The organism is Actinosynnema sp. NPDC053489 (genome assembly GCF_044544865.1).
GTDB lineage: Bacteria > Actinomycetota > Actinomycetes > Mycobacteriales > Pseudonocardiaceae > Actinosynnema.
The window spans coordinates 665,347-680,662 of record NZ_JBITXT010000002.1 but is presented as its reverse complement, the minus strand read 5'-3'; the positions used below and the strand labels follow the sequence as shown (position 1 = coordinate 680,662).

Here is a 15,316-nt window from a genome sequence, read left to right as displayed (position 1 = left end):
TCGTGGTTGACCCGCTGCGCGACCCCGACGACCCCGAACTGCTCGACCCGTACCGGGCCCGCGACCTGGCCGGGCTGGTGGAAGCCGCCCGGCTGGCCTCCGGCGCCGTCCGGTACGGCAAGGTCGGCCGCGTCGGCGTGGCGCAGGTCGTGGTGAACCGCGACAACCCGCTGCCCGGCGGCAACCACGCGTGCGCCGTGTACGGGTCGTCGGCCGAGGTCGCGGGCACGTTGATGCGGTTGGAGCGGACGTTCGCCGACGTGGGCCGGGCCGAGGCGGTGCTGTACGCGTCGCCGACCACCGTGGCCGAGATCGAGGGCATCGCCGACGACACGGGCTGGCACGCGGTGGAGGAGTCGCTGGCCGTCGTGCACCGCGGTGAGCCGACGCGCTCACCGCTCGTGCGGCCGGCGCGTGACGCGGACCTCCCCGGCATCGCCGAACTGCTGGCCGACGACCTCGGCGTGGACGGGCCCCGGCTGCTGCGGCACCTCGGGCAGCGGTTGGACGACCCCCGGTGCGTGTTCGTCGTCGTGGACGACGGGGACCGGGTCGGCGGGTTCGCGTCCGGGTTCGGGGAGCGCCGGGTGGGGCTGGTCGAGCACGCGGTCGTGCGGCCGGCACGTCGTCGTCGCGGCCTGGGCACGGCGTTGGTGCTCGGCGTCGTGGCGGCGTTGCGGGAGGCGGGTGCGCTGCTCGTGGCCTCGCACGTCGCCGAGGGAGGCGCGGGGGAGCGGTTCGTGGAGGCGTGCGGGTTTGACGTCTGCTACCCCGTCACCGCCTACGCGCGCAGGGTCGACGAACTGCTCGATTGAGTATTTGCTTGCCGCTCCGCATATCCTTAGCACAGCTAACGGAGATCGGAAGGGGCGCACAGTGCTGGGGAGCGGGTCCGACGTGAAGGCCGAGCCCCGGCTACCCGGCGAGGTGTGGGTGCTCGTCGTGGCGAGCTTCATCATCGCCCTCGGGTTCGGCATCGTGGCGCCCGTCCTGCCCGCCTACGCCAAGAGCTTCGACGTCGGCACGTTCGCCGTCTCGGCCGTGGTCAGCTCGTTCGCGCTGGTCAGGCTGCTGTTCGCGCCGGTGAGCGGCCGCCTGGTCAACCGGTTCGGCGAGACGTGGGTCTACATCGTCGGCATCCTCATCGTCGCGGCAGGCACGGGCGCGTGCGGCTTCGCCACCGCCTACTGGCAGCTCATCGTGTTCCGGTCGTTCGCCGGCGTCGGGTCGACCATGTTCACCGTCGCCGCGGTCGGCCTGCTGATCCGGATCACGCCGCCGCCGATGCGCGGCCGCGCGTCCGGCCTCTGGGCCACCGGGTTCCTGCTCGGCAACATCGGCGGGCCCATCGTTGGCGCGGCGCTCGTGGAGATCTCCATCCAGGTGCCGTTCGTCACCTACGCGGCGGCCCTCGTCCTGGCCGCCGCCGTCGTGTGGTGGTTCCTGCGCCGGTCCACGCTCGCCGCCGCGCTGGACAAGTCGACCGAGCAGGAGGCCATGCCGGTGCGCGCGGCCGTGCGGCTGTCGGCGTACCGGGCGGCGCTGGCGTCGGGCTTCGCCAACGGCTGGGCCGTGTTCGGCGTGCGGATCTCGCTGGTGCCGCTGTTCGTCGTGGAGGCGCTGCACAGCACGCCCGCCATCGCCGGCATCTCGCTGTCGGTGTTCGCCGCGGGCAACGCCGCCGTGCTGATGATCTCCGGCAAGCTGGCCGACAGCATCGGCCGCAAGCCGGTCGGCATCGCGGGCCTCGCGGTGTCCGCGATCGGCACGGTGTGGCTCGGGTTCAGCGTCGGCGTGCCGATGTTCATGGTGGCCTCGCTCGTCGCCGGCATCGGCGCGGGCCTGCTCAACCCGCCGCAGAACGCCGTCGTGGCCGACGTGATCGGGACGAAGGCCAAGGGCGGACCGGTGCTGGCGGCGTTCCAGATGGTCGCCGACTGCGGCGCCATCGTCGGGCCGTTGCTCGCGGGCGTCCTGGTCGACCACTTCTCCTACCAGGCCGCCTTCACCCTGACGGGTGCCATGGCCGCCGTGGCGCTGGTGTTCTGGCTGTTCGCGCCCGAGACCCTGCCGAAGGTCGAGGAGACGCACGTCGCGTCGGACGTGGCCGGCGAGTCGGGGCGGCTCGACGAGGGGCCCGAGGTGCCCGCCGGCGAGCGCGTGGCGGGGCGGCCACGTCAGCCGGACGCGTGAGCGCTCAGGTTTTGCTCAGCATCTCTCGGTAGCCTGCGGGCCGGGTTGTGACCGGGAGGGCAGTGCGGTGGGTGGCGCGGAGCGCAACGCTCGGAAGAAGAAGCAGCAGGAACGGGCGGGCAAGGCGGTCGTCGCCGCGCGCGGCGCGTCCAACGACCGGACCAAGGTCGTGATCGGCGTCGTGGTCGTCGTCGTGCTCGCGCTGGCCGTGATCGGCGGGGTCGTCTGGACGTCCAAGTCGGGTTCGGACAGCTCGCTGGCGAACCCGCCGGAGGTCACCGGCATCTCCGCGCCGATCTCCCGCGACGGCGGCGCCGTGACCGTCGGCAAGGACGACGCGAAGGTCACCCTGGACCTGTACGAGGACTTCCTGTGCCCCGCGTGCGGCGCGTTCAAGAAGGCGTACGGCGGCCAGATCAAGCAGGAGATCGAGGCGGGCACCCTCCGCGTCCGCTACCACGCCCTGCCGTTCCTCGTGCGGCTGTCCGACCCCGAGGGCTACTCGCGTGACGCGGCGAACGCGGCGCTGTGCGCGGCCGACGAGGACAAGTTCTGGGAGTACCACGAGACGTTGTTCGCGCGGCAGCCGAAGGAGGGCGGGCCGGGGCACACCAAGGAGGAGTTGGTGAAGCTCGGCACCGACCTCGGGATCACCGGTGACGCGTTCAAGCGGTGCGTGGACGGCGACGCGCACGTGGCGGACGCCCAGGCGCAGCTGGACGCCGTGAAGGCGACGGGCAAGTTCGAGGGCACCCCGACCGTCATGAAGGACGGCGAGGTGGTCGAGTGGAACGACCGCGACTGGCTGACCAACCTGCTGAAGTAGCCGGGTGGCACCCCCGCCGAACAGGCCGGATGCCGGAAGGTACCCCCCGATTTCGTGGGGGAGGGGGCGGTGTTGTACGGTATTGCCACACGAGAACGGCGGCCCCAACCGCCGGGGAACGTGCAGGCAAGGGGCTGTGGCGCAGCTGGTAGCGCATCACACTGGCAGTGTGAGGGTCAGGGGTTCGAGTCCCCTCAGCTCCACAAGTTAATAGCTTGACTGATTCGCCCGCCACCTGCGGTAATGCAGGTGGCGGGCGATCTTGCTTTTTAGTCCACTGTGGACTGGGCCTGCCGAGCTGGAGCAAATCTTGAGCAGGCGATCGCTCCGCACCAAATGTTGTCAGCTGTGTGCTCCAGCTCTCACTAACCTGGCCGGGTGGATCCGTCTGACGACTTTTCGGTGCCGCTTCGTCATTTCGAGGGTGGCGGTTGATGCCTGCTGCTACATTGCGGAACGGGATGGTTGCAGGGGGTGACGAAGTGGGGACTCCGGGTAAGAGCTATGCGCTGGACCCAGCTGAGTTTGAGCAGTTGAAGGCCAGTCTCAGAGCGGCTGGAGAGGCGTTGGGGTTACAGGACTTCCGCGCCAAGGCCAGTCTTGAGGGCAGCATGACGGTGCAGTCCGTGAGCCCGCACGAGAACATCGAGGAGACCGTTGACGAGGTGATCCTGGCGTTGACGAAGTTCGTCGACCAGGACTACGCCCGCACCAGCCAAGCCGTGCAGGACTTCATCAACCGGGTCCACACCACGATCGAGACGGCGATCGACGGCGTCCATCGGACGCAGCAGGAGTACGTGGGAGCCGAGAAGCTCATCGGTGAAGGCTTGCGCCAAGTCTACCCGGAATGACCAGGGGGAGGAGCACGTGGGCTTTCTTCAGACCGTGATCACGGACTCATTGCTGACGGATGCGGGGGAGATCGACGGGTTCGCCGCCCGGTACGCTCCCGGTCTGCCGTCCATCCAGGCCACCTTGAGGGTGATCAGGGACATCGACCCGGAGTCGTTCCGCCGGATCGGGCGAGACGTGTGGGGCACCGGGCAGTCCGACGGCGCGGATCAACTCGGCAAGGCGATCGACGGCTGCGTCAAGGGTTTGGAGACGGCGGCCAACCAGGCTTCGGCCTGGACCGGTGAGGCGAGCAACGCTTACACCGAGCGCATCAACCGGATGAAGCAGGCGCTGGGTGAGATGCGCAAGCCCGCCCACGACGTCGGTCAGGCACTGGTCGACATCGCCGACGGCTTCGAGTTCAAGGCGTCGGACATGTGGAACAACATCTGGAGTGCCATCGGGTTCGTGCTCGGGATCATCGGTGTCATCGCGGGCATCATCATCGGTCTGACCGGGATCGGTGCCGTCGTGGGACTGATCCTGGGCATCATCGGCGTTCTGGTGGGCTTGGCCGCGTGGTGGCACTCGCAGAAGTTCAAGGCCGACGAGCAGATCGCCAAGTGCGCCGAGGCGTCCGCTGATGCCGCCAAGGCGATGGAGTCACTGGGCAAGCTCCAGCCCTAGGAGGGGACGTGGACCCGCAGGAGATGGTCGCGCAGGCGCAGGAACGTTTCGCCAAGATCAGGCGCGAACCGGAGAAGGCGCTGTTCAGCCAGTACAAGGGTGTGTCGCCCAGCGGTGCGGTCACGGTGTGGGTGGACATGATGGGCAAGCTCGTCCGCGTGCACATCGCACCGAACACGCTCTACGAAGGCGGCGAGCCCTGGTTGGCCGAGGAGGTCATGGCGGCGCACGAGGCGGCCAAGCGGGCCGCCGAGGTGCTCGACTTCAGCATGGCCGACCTGGCGCGTGAACTCGACGACGCGCTGGCGTTGAAGCAGCACGTCACCGCTGCTCCCGAAACGCTGCCGGTTGACCGGCGCCCCACCGCACTTCGCCCTGACGACGACGAGTGGTTCGAGAACCGGAGTCACCTGCGCTGACATGACACGACCACTCATGAACGACCGCGGCCTCGCCGTATCGTGCGCACTGGTCTTCTCGATCCTCCTGGGGGTCGCGGCACTCGGCTTCGCGCAGATCGCGTCGACCTACCAGTGGTGCGGCCGCGATGCGGCGGGGCAACTGACGTCGGTTGAGGCGGTCGCCGAGCTGCGTCTCGACGCAACGCCGGCCGTTGTCTGTCGAAGCGGCGAGGTGACCGTGGAGTTGCCGATCGCGCCCGCTGTCGCCGGAGTGGTGTTAGCCGTGGTCGGCATGGCGCTCAGCCTCGTCACGGTCGTCATCACCGCGAAGCGTGTCCGTGCCGCCAAACGACGTTGACAGCAGGAACGGCCGACATCCACCACATGTTCCGCATGCATGGTGCGAGAAGCAGGCACGCTGGCCGATCTCCCGCGGGACGACGGAGTGATCTCGGCATCATGAGTGGCTGTCAATCCGCCCCAGGGAGTTCGCTGTGATCGTGTCCTCGGTGATGACCGACCATCTCTCATGGCTGTCGGCAGGCGAAACCGCCTATCGCGCCGTCCGTTCCGGAAGCTCCACCTGGGTGTTGACCTGTACACCCACGGGGACCGGTGCCAACCAGACGGAGGCACACCCGGTGCACGGCGAAGAGGGCGCTCCCGTGCTCGATGTCGTCGACCCGGACGGGCTGACCGGCACCGATGACGTGGCGGACGTGCTGCGCGCTGCCGGCACGGTGGGACGCTGGCGCAACCCGGACCTGTGGGACGCCCTGGCGACGTCGATCATCCGGCAGGTGATCCGAGCAGGTCAGGCGCGCAAGCTCTACCGGGCGTTCTGTGAGGCGCACGGCGAGGAAGTCCTCACGCCCTACGGGCCGGCGTGGTTGTTCCCAACACCGGGAGCCGTCCTCGAACTCCCGGACGACGAGTTCACCGCCTTGGGTATGGCCTTCAAGCGCCGTCCGCTGAAAGCCGCCGCCGAGGCGGTGCTGGAGTTCGGCGCGAAGTGGGCCGAACTCGACCCGGCCGTCCTGCGGGACGAGGTGCAGGGCGTGTCCCGCATCGGCCCGTGGACCGCGGGTGCGACCGTCGCCGACCTTACCAATGACTACGCGCTGTACCCGTACGCCGATCTGGCGGTGCGCACCTGGGCGAGGCGCCTTTCGACCAGGCGGACCTGGCGAAACCGAACCGGAGTTCGCCCGCCTCTGGGCACGGTTGGCGGGCAAGGACCTGTCAGCTTGGACGCTGCTCACACTCGCATGGGGAGTACATCATGCCAATACCTCAGGAGCCGTCGCCGTCTGACGCATCCGCAGCACTGATCACCGTCGGACTCCTGCCCAATGACCAGAAGTCGCTCGCCCGGTTCTACCCACAGGAACCGGATTTCACCGGCCTGGTGTTGCGGTCGATCCGGTTCGAGCGCCGCGGCCCGGGCTGCACGCTGCGCGTCGACCTGCCGGTCGTCTCGGACGTGCCCGGCTACAGCCGCGTGCAGGCGCACCTGGGGTTCCTTGCGATCGACGACGTCCGGCTTTCCGGCGGCGCGGTGCTCCCGGCCACCGTGTCGATCAAGTTCACGCAACGGCCGACGGCGAGGCTGGCCCTGTCCGTGACGGGCGAGTCGCTGCGCCTGACGCTGACGTGCGCCGAGCAGTTCCGCTTCGGCAAGATCAGCGCCCACAACTCGCCCCCGGACGCGGTGGACGACGGGTCGCACGAGTTCACGAGCAGGCTGGACCAGCGGCTGTACACGGCAGTCCCCGGACCGGAGATCGACACCTACCATGAGCACATCTGACCTGTCGGCGTTCGAGCTCTACGCCCTGCACTGGGACGAACGCGACCAGGCGATCACCCTGTCCTTCGAAGGACCGCTGGAGGAGGCCGCCCGTCGGACGTGGGAGGCGCCGCCCGAGCACGACTGGGTCCGGTTCCACCTCAGGTTCGCCGCGGTCGACGACGTGCAGGTGCGCGGCTGGAGCTACCGACTGCCGGGCAGGTTGGAGCAGGTGCCGGTGGGGGACCGGGTGTCGGTCACGGTGATGGGGGAGGGCACCGACGTCCGGTTCACCTCTGCTCCCGCCGTGCGAGCGGGGAGCCGAACGTCCAAGGCCGGGTCGCTCTGACCAGCACGTGCAACGGCACCAAGAGCCGACGCGCGTCGCTTCACAATCGTGAGCTCGGCGTGGAACTATGCCGGTCGTTGCCCTAGAAGATGTCGGTCTGCTGCCAGTCGACGCATGCTGGGCGTTTGCCGGTTCGCATGAACTCGTGCAGCAGTTCGCGGAGCAGGTTCAGCGGCAGAGTGGCTTCTTTGGGAAACGCGGTGCGCGTGTTCCTGTCGATGTAGAGCGTCACGTCTCTGGGGACCCGGGCGTCTGCCTGACGAGGCAGGGCGATCCATGCCGTGGTTTCGTCCGCACCACTAGCCACCTCGGCTGATAGGAAACTTCTCGGCCCGAACAAATGGACGGCGGCGACATGATGCTGGATGTCGAGGTCGAATTTGATTTGGTGGTCGGGCAATTCGGCCGAGCCGACCGTCGGTCGATTCCGGATGTACACCACGGTCGGGTGCGGCTGCGGGGTGGCCAGGATGTCGGTCAGGGCGTCGTCGAGGGCGGTTTCGGAATTGACGGTGACCGGCTCGTCGGCGCGGTTGTCGCCGCTGAAGTAGTAGATGAGAAGACCATGCATCGGGCTATGCCATCCTGCGCCAGGTGCTGTCACCGACGTCGATGACGGCCTTGTCCCAGCGGTCTTGGAGGGGGTCTGTCAAACGAGCGGCTCTGACCCGTAGTCGGTGGTGACGCTGGGTGTCTGTCAGGGTAGGAGGATGCGGTGGCGGAGGAGGTCGAATCCGGCGCGTCCGTGCATCTGTCTCATAATCCTTTTGGTGCGGGTGTTGACGCCTTCAGTGCGGCCGTTGTGGTAGGGCAAGGTCACGGCGGCGTCCACGGCGGACCGGTCGATCTTCAGACCGTTGGTGAAACTGCGTAGATGCGGCAGATTCGCGGCGCGGGCCGCTGTGATCCACTCGGTGAGTTTCGCGTCGTTGCCCGCGGCAGGTGTCAGCAGGGCGGCGAAGCCGCGTACCAGGCTTGCGAGTGCGGTCATCTCCGGGCAGGCCGCGATGATCTTCTCCGACAACTCCGTGTCCTTCGGGCGCAAGTTGTCGGGTCTGGTCAGCAGAAGGCTGCTTGCGTGGCGGGAGGTCGTGACGGGGTGCTCGCCCTCGACACGACCCTGGTTGAGGTAGCGGACCAACAGGTTGGCGCTGCCGGTATAGCCCAGCTCCCGGATCTCGGCAAGCAGGCGGGTGACCGGGACCGCGGGGTCGGCCGCGCGGCGCGCGCGGAGATGGTCGCGGTAGGGGTCGACCAGCGTCGGGCGGTAGGTGGGGGCGATACGCGTGGTGTGGGGTTCGGGCATGCGGGCGTAGCGTTTGACGGTGTTGAGGGCCACGCCGAGGCGACGGGAGCAGTCGAGCAGGCCGACACCTTGATCGAGCAGTTCGTGGACCTTGTTCCAGCGCACGCGGACGGTCTGCTCGTGCACCCCGCCGGGGCGTGACGGGTTGACCGTGGCCCAACATCCGGCATGCGCGCGGACTTCGAGCAGCACCTTGTCGCAGAGATTTCGCCACAAATGCCATCGATCGCTGACCTGCACCGCGTCGGGCAGGGCTCGGCGGACGGCCTCGGCGTAGGTGGCCGAGCCGTCCCGGCACACGACCTCGACACCGGGATTCTCGCGCAGCCACGATTCCATGGTGGACGCGTCGCGGCCGGGCAGCACCGCGACACGTCGGCCGGTTTCGGCGTCGATGATGACGGTGGCGTAGCGGTGGCGGCGGCGCAGGGCGAAGTCGTCCACGCCGATCACCCGCGGAACCGTCAACTCGGGCAGCGGCAGGCGCCATAGGTGGCGCACCGCCGTGCTGCGGGAGGCGGGCATGGTGAGAAGGTCGGTCAGGCGCGCGGCCGCCCTACCGCACAACTCCCGCGCCACCTGGGATATCTGCCGCACGAGCCGCACCGTGCGACGCTGGTGGCGCTCCACCAGGTCGGGAACCTGTTCCCGGAAGGTCTGCCGTCGACAGCCCGGGGCCGAGCAGACCAGCCGCCGGGCGCGCAGGTGCACGACGACCTGACGGCCGTCGACCGGCACGTCCTTGAGCGTCCGACGGTGGTAGCCGTGCACCTTCACCGTCGGGGTCCCGCACACCGGACACGGCACGGCCGCATCCCGGGTACGGGCCGTGACCACCACCATGCCGCCACCGTCCGCCACGTCCTGGATCACCAACGCCGACAGCCCGGAAAACACCGTCCCCACAAGGGAACCGACATCCATCACAAGATCACGATCGTGGATGGTTACTGCACGTCACCACCGACTACGGGTCAGAGCCGCTCGTTTTACAGGCCCATCGGTGGTGACACCCAGGTCCTCGACTACGACGCCGAGGGCCGCGTTTCGCGGGTGGCCAATGCCGATGGCACCAACGAGTCGACCTATCTCTACGACGCGGACGGCAACCGCCTGATCAGCCGTGAGCCGTCGGCCACGACGTTGTACGCGTTCGGTCAGGAGATCCGCCTGGAGAACGGAACCTCCACGCCGTCGTGGACCCGTTAGTACTCCCACGGCGGTCAGACGGTGGCGGTGCGCAACAGCGTCTCCGGCCTGAAGTGGCTGATCCCGGACCACCAGGGCACCAACCAGCTCTCCGTCGCCAACGACAACGCCCAAACCGTCACCCAACGCCGTCAAGCGCCCTTCGGCGCGACCCGCGGCACCGTCCCACCGGAATGGCCGGACCGGCTGGGCTTCGTCGGTGGCCGCAACGACGAGTCAGGGCTGACCCAGGTCGGCGCACGGCTGTACGACCAGTCGTCGGGCCGATTCCTGTCCGCGGACCCGGTCGTCGACAACAACGATCCGCAACAGCTCAACGGCTACGCCTACGCCAACAACAGCCCGGTGACGTTCAGCGACCCGACCGGTCTGCTGCGCGACTGCGGCCCCGACGGTGTCCTGTGCGGCTACAACTCCGCTCTTCATCAGAACAGGGAGAGCTACGAGCGGGAGCGGCAGGTCTTCTACGACCGCGAGCGCGCGTGGCAGCAGGCGAACAGTGGCAGCGGTGACGCGCTGAAGAAGAGCCTGGCCGCCGAGGGCGTCAGCTGGGAGGACTACCAGAACGCGCTGGCCCAGGCCCACAAGACCAAGTGGGACGTGATCAAGGAAGTCGCCTGGGAGGTCCTGAAGGACATCTCGGGGTGGAACGACATCGTCGACTGCTTCACCAAGGGAGACATCTGGGCCTGCGGTGGCCTCGTCGCCGGCCTGGTCCCCTGGGGCAAGGTCGGCAAGATCCTGGAAGCCGGCTACAACGCCGTCAAGGCCGTCAGCCGTCTGGCCTCGATCGTCGACAAGGCCAAGGGCGTGCTGCGCCGTGTCCAGTCCATCGCCGACGACGTCTCCCGCGCCGCCACCGAGCGGTTCCAGAAGTTGATGTCCGGTGGTGGCGGGAGCTGCGTCAAGCACAGCTTCGTCGCCGCGACCCTGGTCCTGATGGCCGACGGCTCCACCAAACCGATCGCCGAGGTCCAGATCGGTGACAAGGTGAAAGCCACCGACCCACCACCGGCGAAACCACCGACCGCTCCGTCGTTGCCACCCTCGTCCACACCGACGAAGACGACATGACCCGCCTCACCATCACCGCGGTCGACGGCACCACAGGCACCATCGACGCCACATCCTGGCACCCAGTCTGGGTGGAAGCCGAAGGCCGCTTCGTCAACATCGGCGACCTCAACCCCGGCCAACAACTCACGTCGATCGGCAGCACCTCTCCGCCGGTCACCGACGTCAAGCGGTACACCCGGTTTGAACCGGTCCACGACCTGACAGTCGAGAGTGTCCACACCTACTATGTGGTCGCATCAGCAGTACCCGTTCTTGTTCACAACTGTGAACGGGAGAAGAAGGTCGTCGACTTGACGTTGGAGCCGGGTCCGTATGCGGTGGAGGGTGTGTCGGTTGCTCGTGGTGACCGGATCGACCCGGTCACCGAACAGCCCATCATCAATGAAATTGGCGACGCGTATGGTTGTCATACCTGTCCGGCGAAAAATCCAGGAACTAAAACTGGCAATTGGGTCGGTGACCATTTGCCGGCGAACAAGTTGGCACCCGGAGGGTCATTCACCGCCTACCCTCAATGTAAGCAATGTGCCCGCACTCAAGGAGGCGTTGTGAACGGAATCAACCGGGAGTGGTATGACTTCTCCGTCGAGCAGTGAACGGCATGAGCGTGTTCTGGGATCGTTCACCATGAGTTTTTCTCACGGTCTTTTGATCATCCGGGATGGGGGTAGTGTTTCAACTCATGATCACTGGGATCCGTCGACATCGGGAATCGATGTGGAGCGCGACTCGATCTACCTTGCTGTACTCAACGCCGTCGATGGCGTCGTAGAAGTGAAATTCTCAGACGGTGGCGGACCGGATGAAGCGTTGAGCTGCATCTATCAAGGAATTCTCGAGGTTCCATCCGGCCGAGTAGTTGCTCATGACCCAAACGGGGACATAACCGCAGTTTTCTACGTGAGAACCGGGTCAAACCGGTTGAGTGTCGAAGTTGACGAAGATGGCGACGCGAGTGTAGTCAGCGTCCGGTTCAACCCGACGGTACAGCAATGAAGGAGTCATTGTGCACTGGGTGCTTCCTGTGACGACCTGGTTGTCCGGAGCACCACCACCAGGACAGTCGACGTCGTCGAGTCGATGTCCGGATCAGACGTCGGGTTGTCCACAACAGGGGAGTCGGTGGTGACGCTCCGGCCGTTCTCCTCAGGCTCGGCGATCTCCACCTAGTAGGACTTTGTTAGGTTGAGTGGTAGGGCGTGTCGGCGGTGTGATCTTCTTGTCGGGTGAGGCCGGAGGAGATGGATCGGGTTCGCCCGGTGATCGAGGGGTTCGCCGCGGACATGTTCGGCGGGTTCGCCCGTCGTGACCAGCGGACGAAGGGCGAACTGTATCTGCGTGGGCTGTTGTCGGACGGCAAACGCAAGTCGATGCAGCCCATGGCCGAACGCCTCGGAATCGATCACCAGCAGCTCCAGCAGTTCGTCACGACCTCGACCTGGGACCATGTGGAGGTGCGGCGTCGGTTGGCGGTGTGGGCCGGCGGGTTCGTGGATCCGGACGCGTGGGTGGTGGACGACACCGCGTTTCCCAAGGACGGGTCCTCCTCGCCGGGGGTGGCGCGGATGTACTGCGGCGCGTTGGGCAAGACCGCGAACTGCCAGGTCGGGGTCAGTGTGCACGCGGTGACCGACTGGGCGTCGGCGGCGGTGGACTGGCGGTTGTTCCTGCCCGAGTCCTGGGACGACCGGCTGGCCGACGACCCCGCCGAGGCTGCGGAAGTCCGGGCCCGCCGCGACCGGTGCGTGATCCCGGACGCGGTGCGGCATCGGGAGAAGTGGCGTCTGGCGCTGGACATGCTCGACGAACTCGCCGGCTGGGGCCTGCCTTCCCGACCGGTCGTCGCGGACGCGGGCTACGGCGACACGACCGCCTTCCGGCTGGCGCTGACCGAGCGCGGCCTGACCTATGTGCTGGCCGTGCACTCCAACACCACCGCCCGTCCGGCCTCGGCGGTGCCCGTGACGGCCGGCTACGGCGGCATCGGCCGCCGGCCGGTACCGCGCTACCCCGAGCCTGCGGCGGATTTGAAGACCCTTGCCATGTCCGCGGGCCGATCGGCGGGACGATTCGTGGTCTGGCGCCACGGTTCCCACAAGACGGCCGCCAACCCCACCGGACGGATGCGATCCCGCTTCCTCGCGCTGCGGGTGCGTCCCGCCAACCGCCACATCCCGAAGAATCCCGACGGCAGCCTCCCCGAGTGCTGGCTGCTCGCGGAATGGCCCACCGGTGCCACCGAGCCGACCGACTACTGGCTCTCAACCCTCCCCGTCGACATTCGCCTGCGCGACCTTGTCAAGCTGGCCAAGATCCGGTGGCGCATCGAGCACGACTACCGCGAACTCAAGGACGGCCTGGGACTGGACCACTTCGAGGGCCGGTCGTGGCTCGGCTGGCACCGCCACGTCACCCTGACCTCCATCGCCCAGGCCATCTGCACGAAGCTCCGCCGCACCCCAAAAGCCCCTGCGCAGGACTGACCCTCTACGCCGTCCTGCGCCACCTCCAACGATTACTCACCACCTGGACCGGGACCTGCCATACCTGCCGACAACCGGTCCAGGCCACAACACCACCCATAAAACCGCAGGTCAACACCACCTAACAAAGCCCTACTAGACGAGTAATGCGTAAGTCGGTCAGTGGTCGTAGGCGGTCAGGGATCGGGTGACGGGTTGGCCGGTGGTGCGGTTGTGCCAGATGGCGGCGGTGAGGGCGAGGAGTCGTTGGGCGATGCGGACTCCGACGCCGTCGATGGTGCGTCCGCCGTGCTGTTCGAGGTTCAGCTGGCCTTTGAGGGTGTCGTTGACCGACTCGATGAGCTGGCGGACGGACTTGAGCAGCGGCTCGCCGGGGTGCGGGGTGCGGTTGCGGTAGGAGGGCCGGATCAGCCGGACGCCGCGCTCGGCCAGGAAGCGGTCGAGTTCGGCGGAGACGTAGCCCTTGTCGGCGATGATCAGCAGGCCGGGCCGGTCGGCGAGCAGGTGGGGTTCGTGGTCGCAGATCGCCATGAGCACCTGCCGTTCGTCGATCTTCGGGTCGGCCAGCGCCCAGGTGATCGGCAGTCCGGCGGGGGTGCAGACCAGGTGCAGGCGCAGGCCCCAGAACCAACGGGAGTGCGAGCGGCAGTAGCCGTACTTGGCTCCACCCGGCCAGTTCCGAACGTTTGACGGTCGGTCGGGAGCGGCCGCATTCGATCGGGGTGGAGTCGACGATCCAGGTGGTGTCGGTCCACAGGTCGGTGTCGGCGGCCAGCCAGCGTGTGACCTGCTTGACCAGCGGTAACGCTGCCCGGAGGTGGCGGTTGTAGCCGGACTGGCCGGGCAGGTGCGGGAACGCGCCGGGCATCCGGGTGGGCAGGAACCGCAGCCAGCGGGCCTCGGAGGTGAACCCGAGCAGGGCCTGGGCCACGGCGAGGGTGACCAGCTCGGCGTCGGTGAGCTTCGGCGGTCTGCCCATCCGGCGCCTACCCGCGAGGTGGTCGTCGATCTTGACGTAGAGTGCGGTCAGAAGGGTGTTCAGGTCTGTCGTCACAAACGGATCTTGAACACCCTTCGCCCGTCTCCGGTCACCACCCCGGACTTACGCATTACTCGTCTAGTGGAACTGACGATCGACACTGACGGCGAGGCGGACGACGCCATCGTCAAGGTGACCGCGACCGCAGGACATCCGTCTGGGCACCAGAGAGCCGTGAGTGGGTCAAGGCGCAAGCCCTGCGTGGAGGCATGTACCTCGAGATAGCGACAGGGGGACTGGTCCGGGTCATATCAATCTCGAACTGGACCGAAAGCCGTCGCGTGCATAACCTTACGGTTGAAGGCTTGCACACCCTACTATGTCGTTGTAGGCGATCGGGAGGTCCTCAACCACAATTAGACCTGCCCGGTGGACAAGACGACCACGTTGCTACCAGGTGACCATGCGAGGGAGGGGATCGCTCTCGTCGACGGGAACATCGACGATGACTTCGTTCGAGACTATATCAATGAGTTCGGTGATACGCACGGGTGTCATACTTGTCTCGCGAAGACTTCCGGACGTCCTGGTGGAAACCGGATTCCGGACCATCAGCCCTCGGCCAAATTGCTTCCACCAGGTTCGTGCCAGACGGTGTACCCGCACTGCTGGAGTTGTGCGAGGAAGCAGGGTGGTCAGGTCAACGGTCTCAACCGACGTGCGGAGAAGGACTGATAATATTGGCTGAACTGATGCGCAGCTTCAGCGCTCCGATCGAACACGGGTGTCTCATCCTCAGAGATGGGAACGCATCGTCGGAACATGGAGACTGGGAGCCTGAGGATTCTTCATATCAAGCGAAACGGGACTCGATTATTTTTTCCACCATCCCTTCTGTCGAAGGGATGGTGGAGGTTGAGATTTGGAAGGGGGTTCCAGAGGGTAATGATGGCGAGCCTTATCTGGCGGTGGATCTTCACTCGGATCGAGGGCGGGTGATAATTCACGATCCGAACGAGGATGTTCTAATGGTGTTCCGTGTGAAAAAGGGGTTGAACTTCATAGTTGTCAAGGCTGATTCGGTCCAATTTCCTCGACACCTTCGAGTCTGGTACAGCTAGGTTCTTGGCTGATGTGTTCCGGACTAGGGGGTGGCGATTCGGCATCTGGCGGACCCGCG

The 15,316-nt window shown here is 66.6% G+C and carries 15 protein-coding genes, 1 tRNA gene and 3 pseudogenes; 16 read left to right on the top strand and 3 right to left on the bottom strand.

The genetic code is table 11. The features are described 5' to 3' along the window. Positions 1-2 precede the first annotated feature (2 nt). From ACIGNX_RS06265 to ACIGNX_RS06215, 11 genes are all read left to right on the top strand, one after another. A complete protein-coding gene (locus ACIGNX_RS06265) occupies positions 3-815 on the top strand; it encodes a GNAT family N-acetyltransferase (RefSeq protein ID WP_396536877.1) in 813 nt (270 codons plus the stop codon). An 82-nt stretch (positions 816-897) separates the two neighbouring features. Continuing rightward, on the top strand, positions 898-2,193 hold the full coding sequence (locus tag ACIGNX_RS06260) for an MFS transporter (RefSeq protein ID WP_396536875.1): 1,296 nt from the start codon (positions 898-900) through the stop codon (positions 2,191-2,193). Positions 2,194-2,260: 67 nt separating this feature from the next. Then, positions 2,261-3,019, top strand: a complete 759-nt coding sequence (locus ACIGNX_RS06255; RefSeq protein ID WP_396536873.1) for a DsbA family protein — start codon at positions 2,261-2,263, stop codon at positions 3,017-3,019. A gap of 130 nt (positions 3,020-3,149) precedes the next feature. Next, a tRNA-Ala gene (locus tag ACIGNX_RS06250) sits at positions 3,150-3,222 on the top strand. A gap of 279 nt (positions 3,223-3,501) precedes the next feature. Then, complete coding sequence (locus tag ACIGNX_RS06245; RefSeq protein ID WP_396536871.1) at positions 3,502-3,873, top strand: hypothetical protein; 372 nt, start codon at positions 3,502-3,504, stop codon at positions 3,871-3,873. Between the two features lie 16 nt (positions 3,874-3,889). After that, the gene (locus ACIGNX_RS06240; RefSeq protein ID WP_396536869.1) at positions 3,890-4,543 is read left to right on the top strand and encodes a WXG100 family type VII secretion target; all 654 of its coding nucleotides are present in this window, start codon (positions 3,890-3,892) and stop codon (positions 4,541-4,543) included. Positions 4,544-4,551: 8 nt separating this feature from the next. Next, positions 4,552-4,962: a YbaB/EbfC family nucleoid-associated protein gene (locus ACIGNX_RS06235; RefSeq protein ID WP_396536867.1), complete on the top strand. Its 411-nt coding sequence runs from the start codon at positions 4,552-4,554 to the stop codon at positions 4,960-4,962. Positions 4,963-4,978: 16 nt separating this feature from the next. Beyond that, positions 4,979-5,302 (top strand): hypothetical protein, encoded by a 324-nt coding sequence (locus ACIGNX_RS06230; protein ID WP_396536865.1) that lies wholly within the window; start codon positions 4,979-4,981, stop codon positions 5,300-5,302. A gap of 136 nt (positions 5,303-5,438) precedes the next feature. After that, complete coding sequence (locus ACIGNX_RS06225; RefSeq protein WP_396536863.1) at positions 5,439-6,275, top strand: hypothetical protein; 837 nt, start codon at positions 5,439-5,441, stop codon at positions 6,273-6,275. Between the two features lie 77 nt (positions 6,276-6,352). Continuing rightward, entirely contained in the window at positions 6,353-6,754 is a 402-nt protein-coding gene (locus tag ACIGNX_RS06220) for a hypothetical protein (RefSeq protein WP_396536861.1), read from the top strand. Beyond that, positions 6,741-7,082, top strand: coding sequence for a hypothetical protein (locus tag ACIGNX_RS06215; RefSeq protein ID WP_396536859.1), 342 nt, complete (start codon positions 6,741-6,743; stop codon positions 7,080-7,082). The genes ACIGNX_RS06220 and ACIGNX_RS06215 overlap by 14 nt, the downstream gene beginning before the upstream one ends. Before the next feature lie 82 nt (positions 7,083-7,164). Here the strand turns inward: ACIGNX_RS06215 and ACIGNX_RS06210 are convergent, their stop codons facing one another. Together ACIGNX_RS06210 and ACIGNX_RS06205 are read right to left on the bottom strand one after the other, a co-directional pair. Then, on the bottom strand, positions 7,165-7,653 hold the full coding sequence (locus ACIGNX_RS06210; protein WP_396536857.1) for an Imm1 family immunity protein: 489 nt from the start codon (positions 7,651-7,653) through the stop codon (positions 7,165-7,167). A 126-nt stretch (positions 7,654-7,779) separates the two neighbouring features. After that, positions 7,780-9,285, bottom strand: coding sequence for an ISL3 family transposase (locus ACIGNX_RS06205; protein ID WP_396537006.1), 1,506 nt, complete (start codon positions 9,283-9,285; stop codon positions 7,780-7,782). 42 nt (positions 9,286-9,327) lie between these two features. On the opposite strand from ACIGNX_RS06205, the gene ACIGNX_RS06200 reads away from it, so the two are divergent. The 5 genes and pseudogenes from ACIGNX_RS06200 to ACIGNX_RS06180 form a co-directional block, all read left to right on the top strand. After that, positions 9,328-9,597 (top strand): hypothetical protein, encoded by a 270-nt coding sequence (locus tag ACIGNX_RS06200; protein ID WP_396536855.1) that lies wholly within the window; start codon positions 9,328-9,330, stop codon positions 9,595-9,597. 21 nt (positions 9,598-9,618) lie between these two features. Next, entirely contained in the window at positions 9,619-10,671 is a 1,053-nt protein-coding gene (locus tag ACIGNX_RS06195; RefSeq protein ID WP_396536853.1) for an RHS repeat-associated core domain-containing protein, read from the top strand. Beyond that, a pseudogene (locus ACIGNX_RS06190) lies at positions 10,665-11,270 on the top strand (polymorphic toxin-type HINT domain-containing protein); the annotation flags it as partial. The gene ACIGNX_RS06195 and the pseudogene ACIGNX_RS06190, both read left to right, overlap by 7 nt. Further along, a complete protein-coding gene (locus ACIGNX_RS06185) occupies positions 11,248-11,670 on the top strand; it encodes a hypothetical protein (protein ID WP_396536851.1) in 423 nt (140 codons plus the stop codon). The pseudogene ACIGNX_RS06190 and the gene ACIGNX_RS06185, both read left to right, overlap by 23 nt. A gap of 230 nt (positions 11,671-11,900) precedes the next feature. Then, a pseudogene (locus ACIGNX_RS06180) lies at positions 11,901-13,194 on the top strand (IS701 family transposase); the annotation flags it as partial. Positions 13,195-13,316: 122 nt separating this feature from the next. Here ACIGNX_RS06180 and ACIGNX_RS06175 read toward each other — a convergent pair. Next, a pseudogene (locus tag ACIGNX_RS06175) lies at positions 13,317-14,211 on the bottom strand (IS982 family transposase). Between the last annotated feature and the right edge of the window lie 1,105 nt (positions 14,212-15,316).

Bases quoted from the DNA above. Each gene is read 5' to 3' on its own strand.
- ACIGNX_RS06210 (WP_396536857.1), bottom strand. From the start codon at position 7,653: ATGCATGGTCTTCTCATCTACTACTTCAGCGGCGACAACCGCGCCGAC.
- ACIGNX_RS06215 (WP_396536859.1), top strand. From the start codon at position 6,741: ATGAGCACATCTGACCTGTCGGCGTTCGAGCTCTACGCCCTGCACTGG.
- ACIGNX_RS06185 (WP_396536851.1), top strand. From the start codon at position 11,248: ATGACTTCTCCGTCGAGCAGTGAACGGCATGAGCGTGTTCTGGGATCG.
- ACIGNX_RS06230 (WP_396536865.1), top strand. From the start codon at position 4,979: ATGAACGACCGCGGCCTCGCCGTATCGTGCGCACTGGTCTTCTCGATC.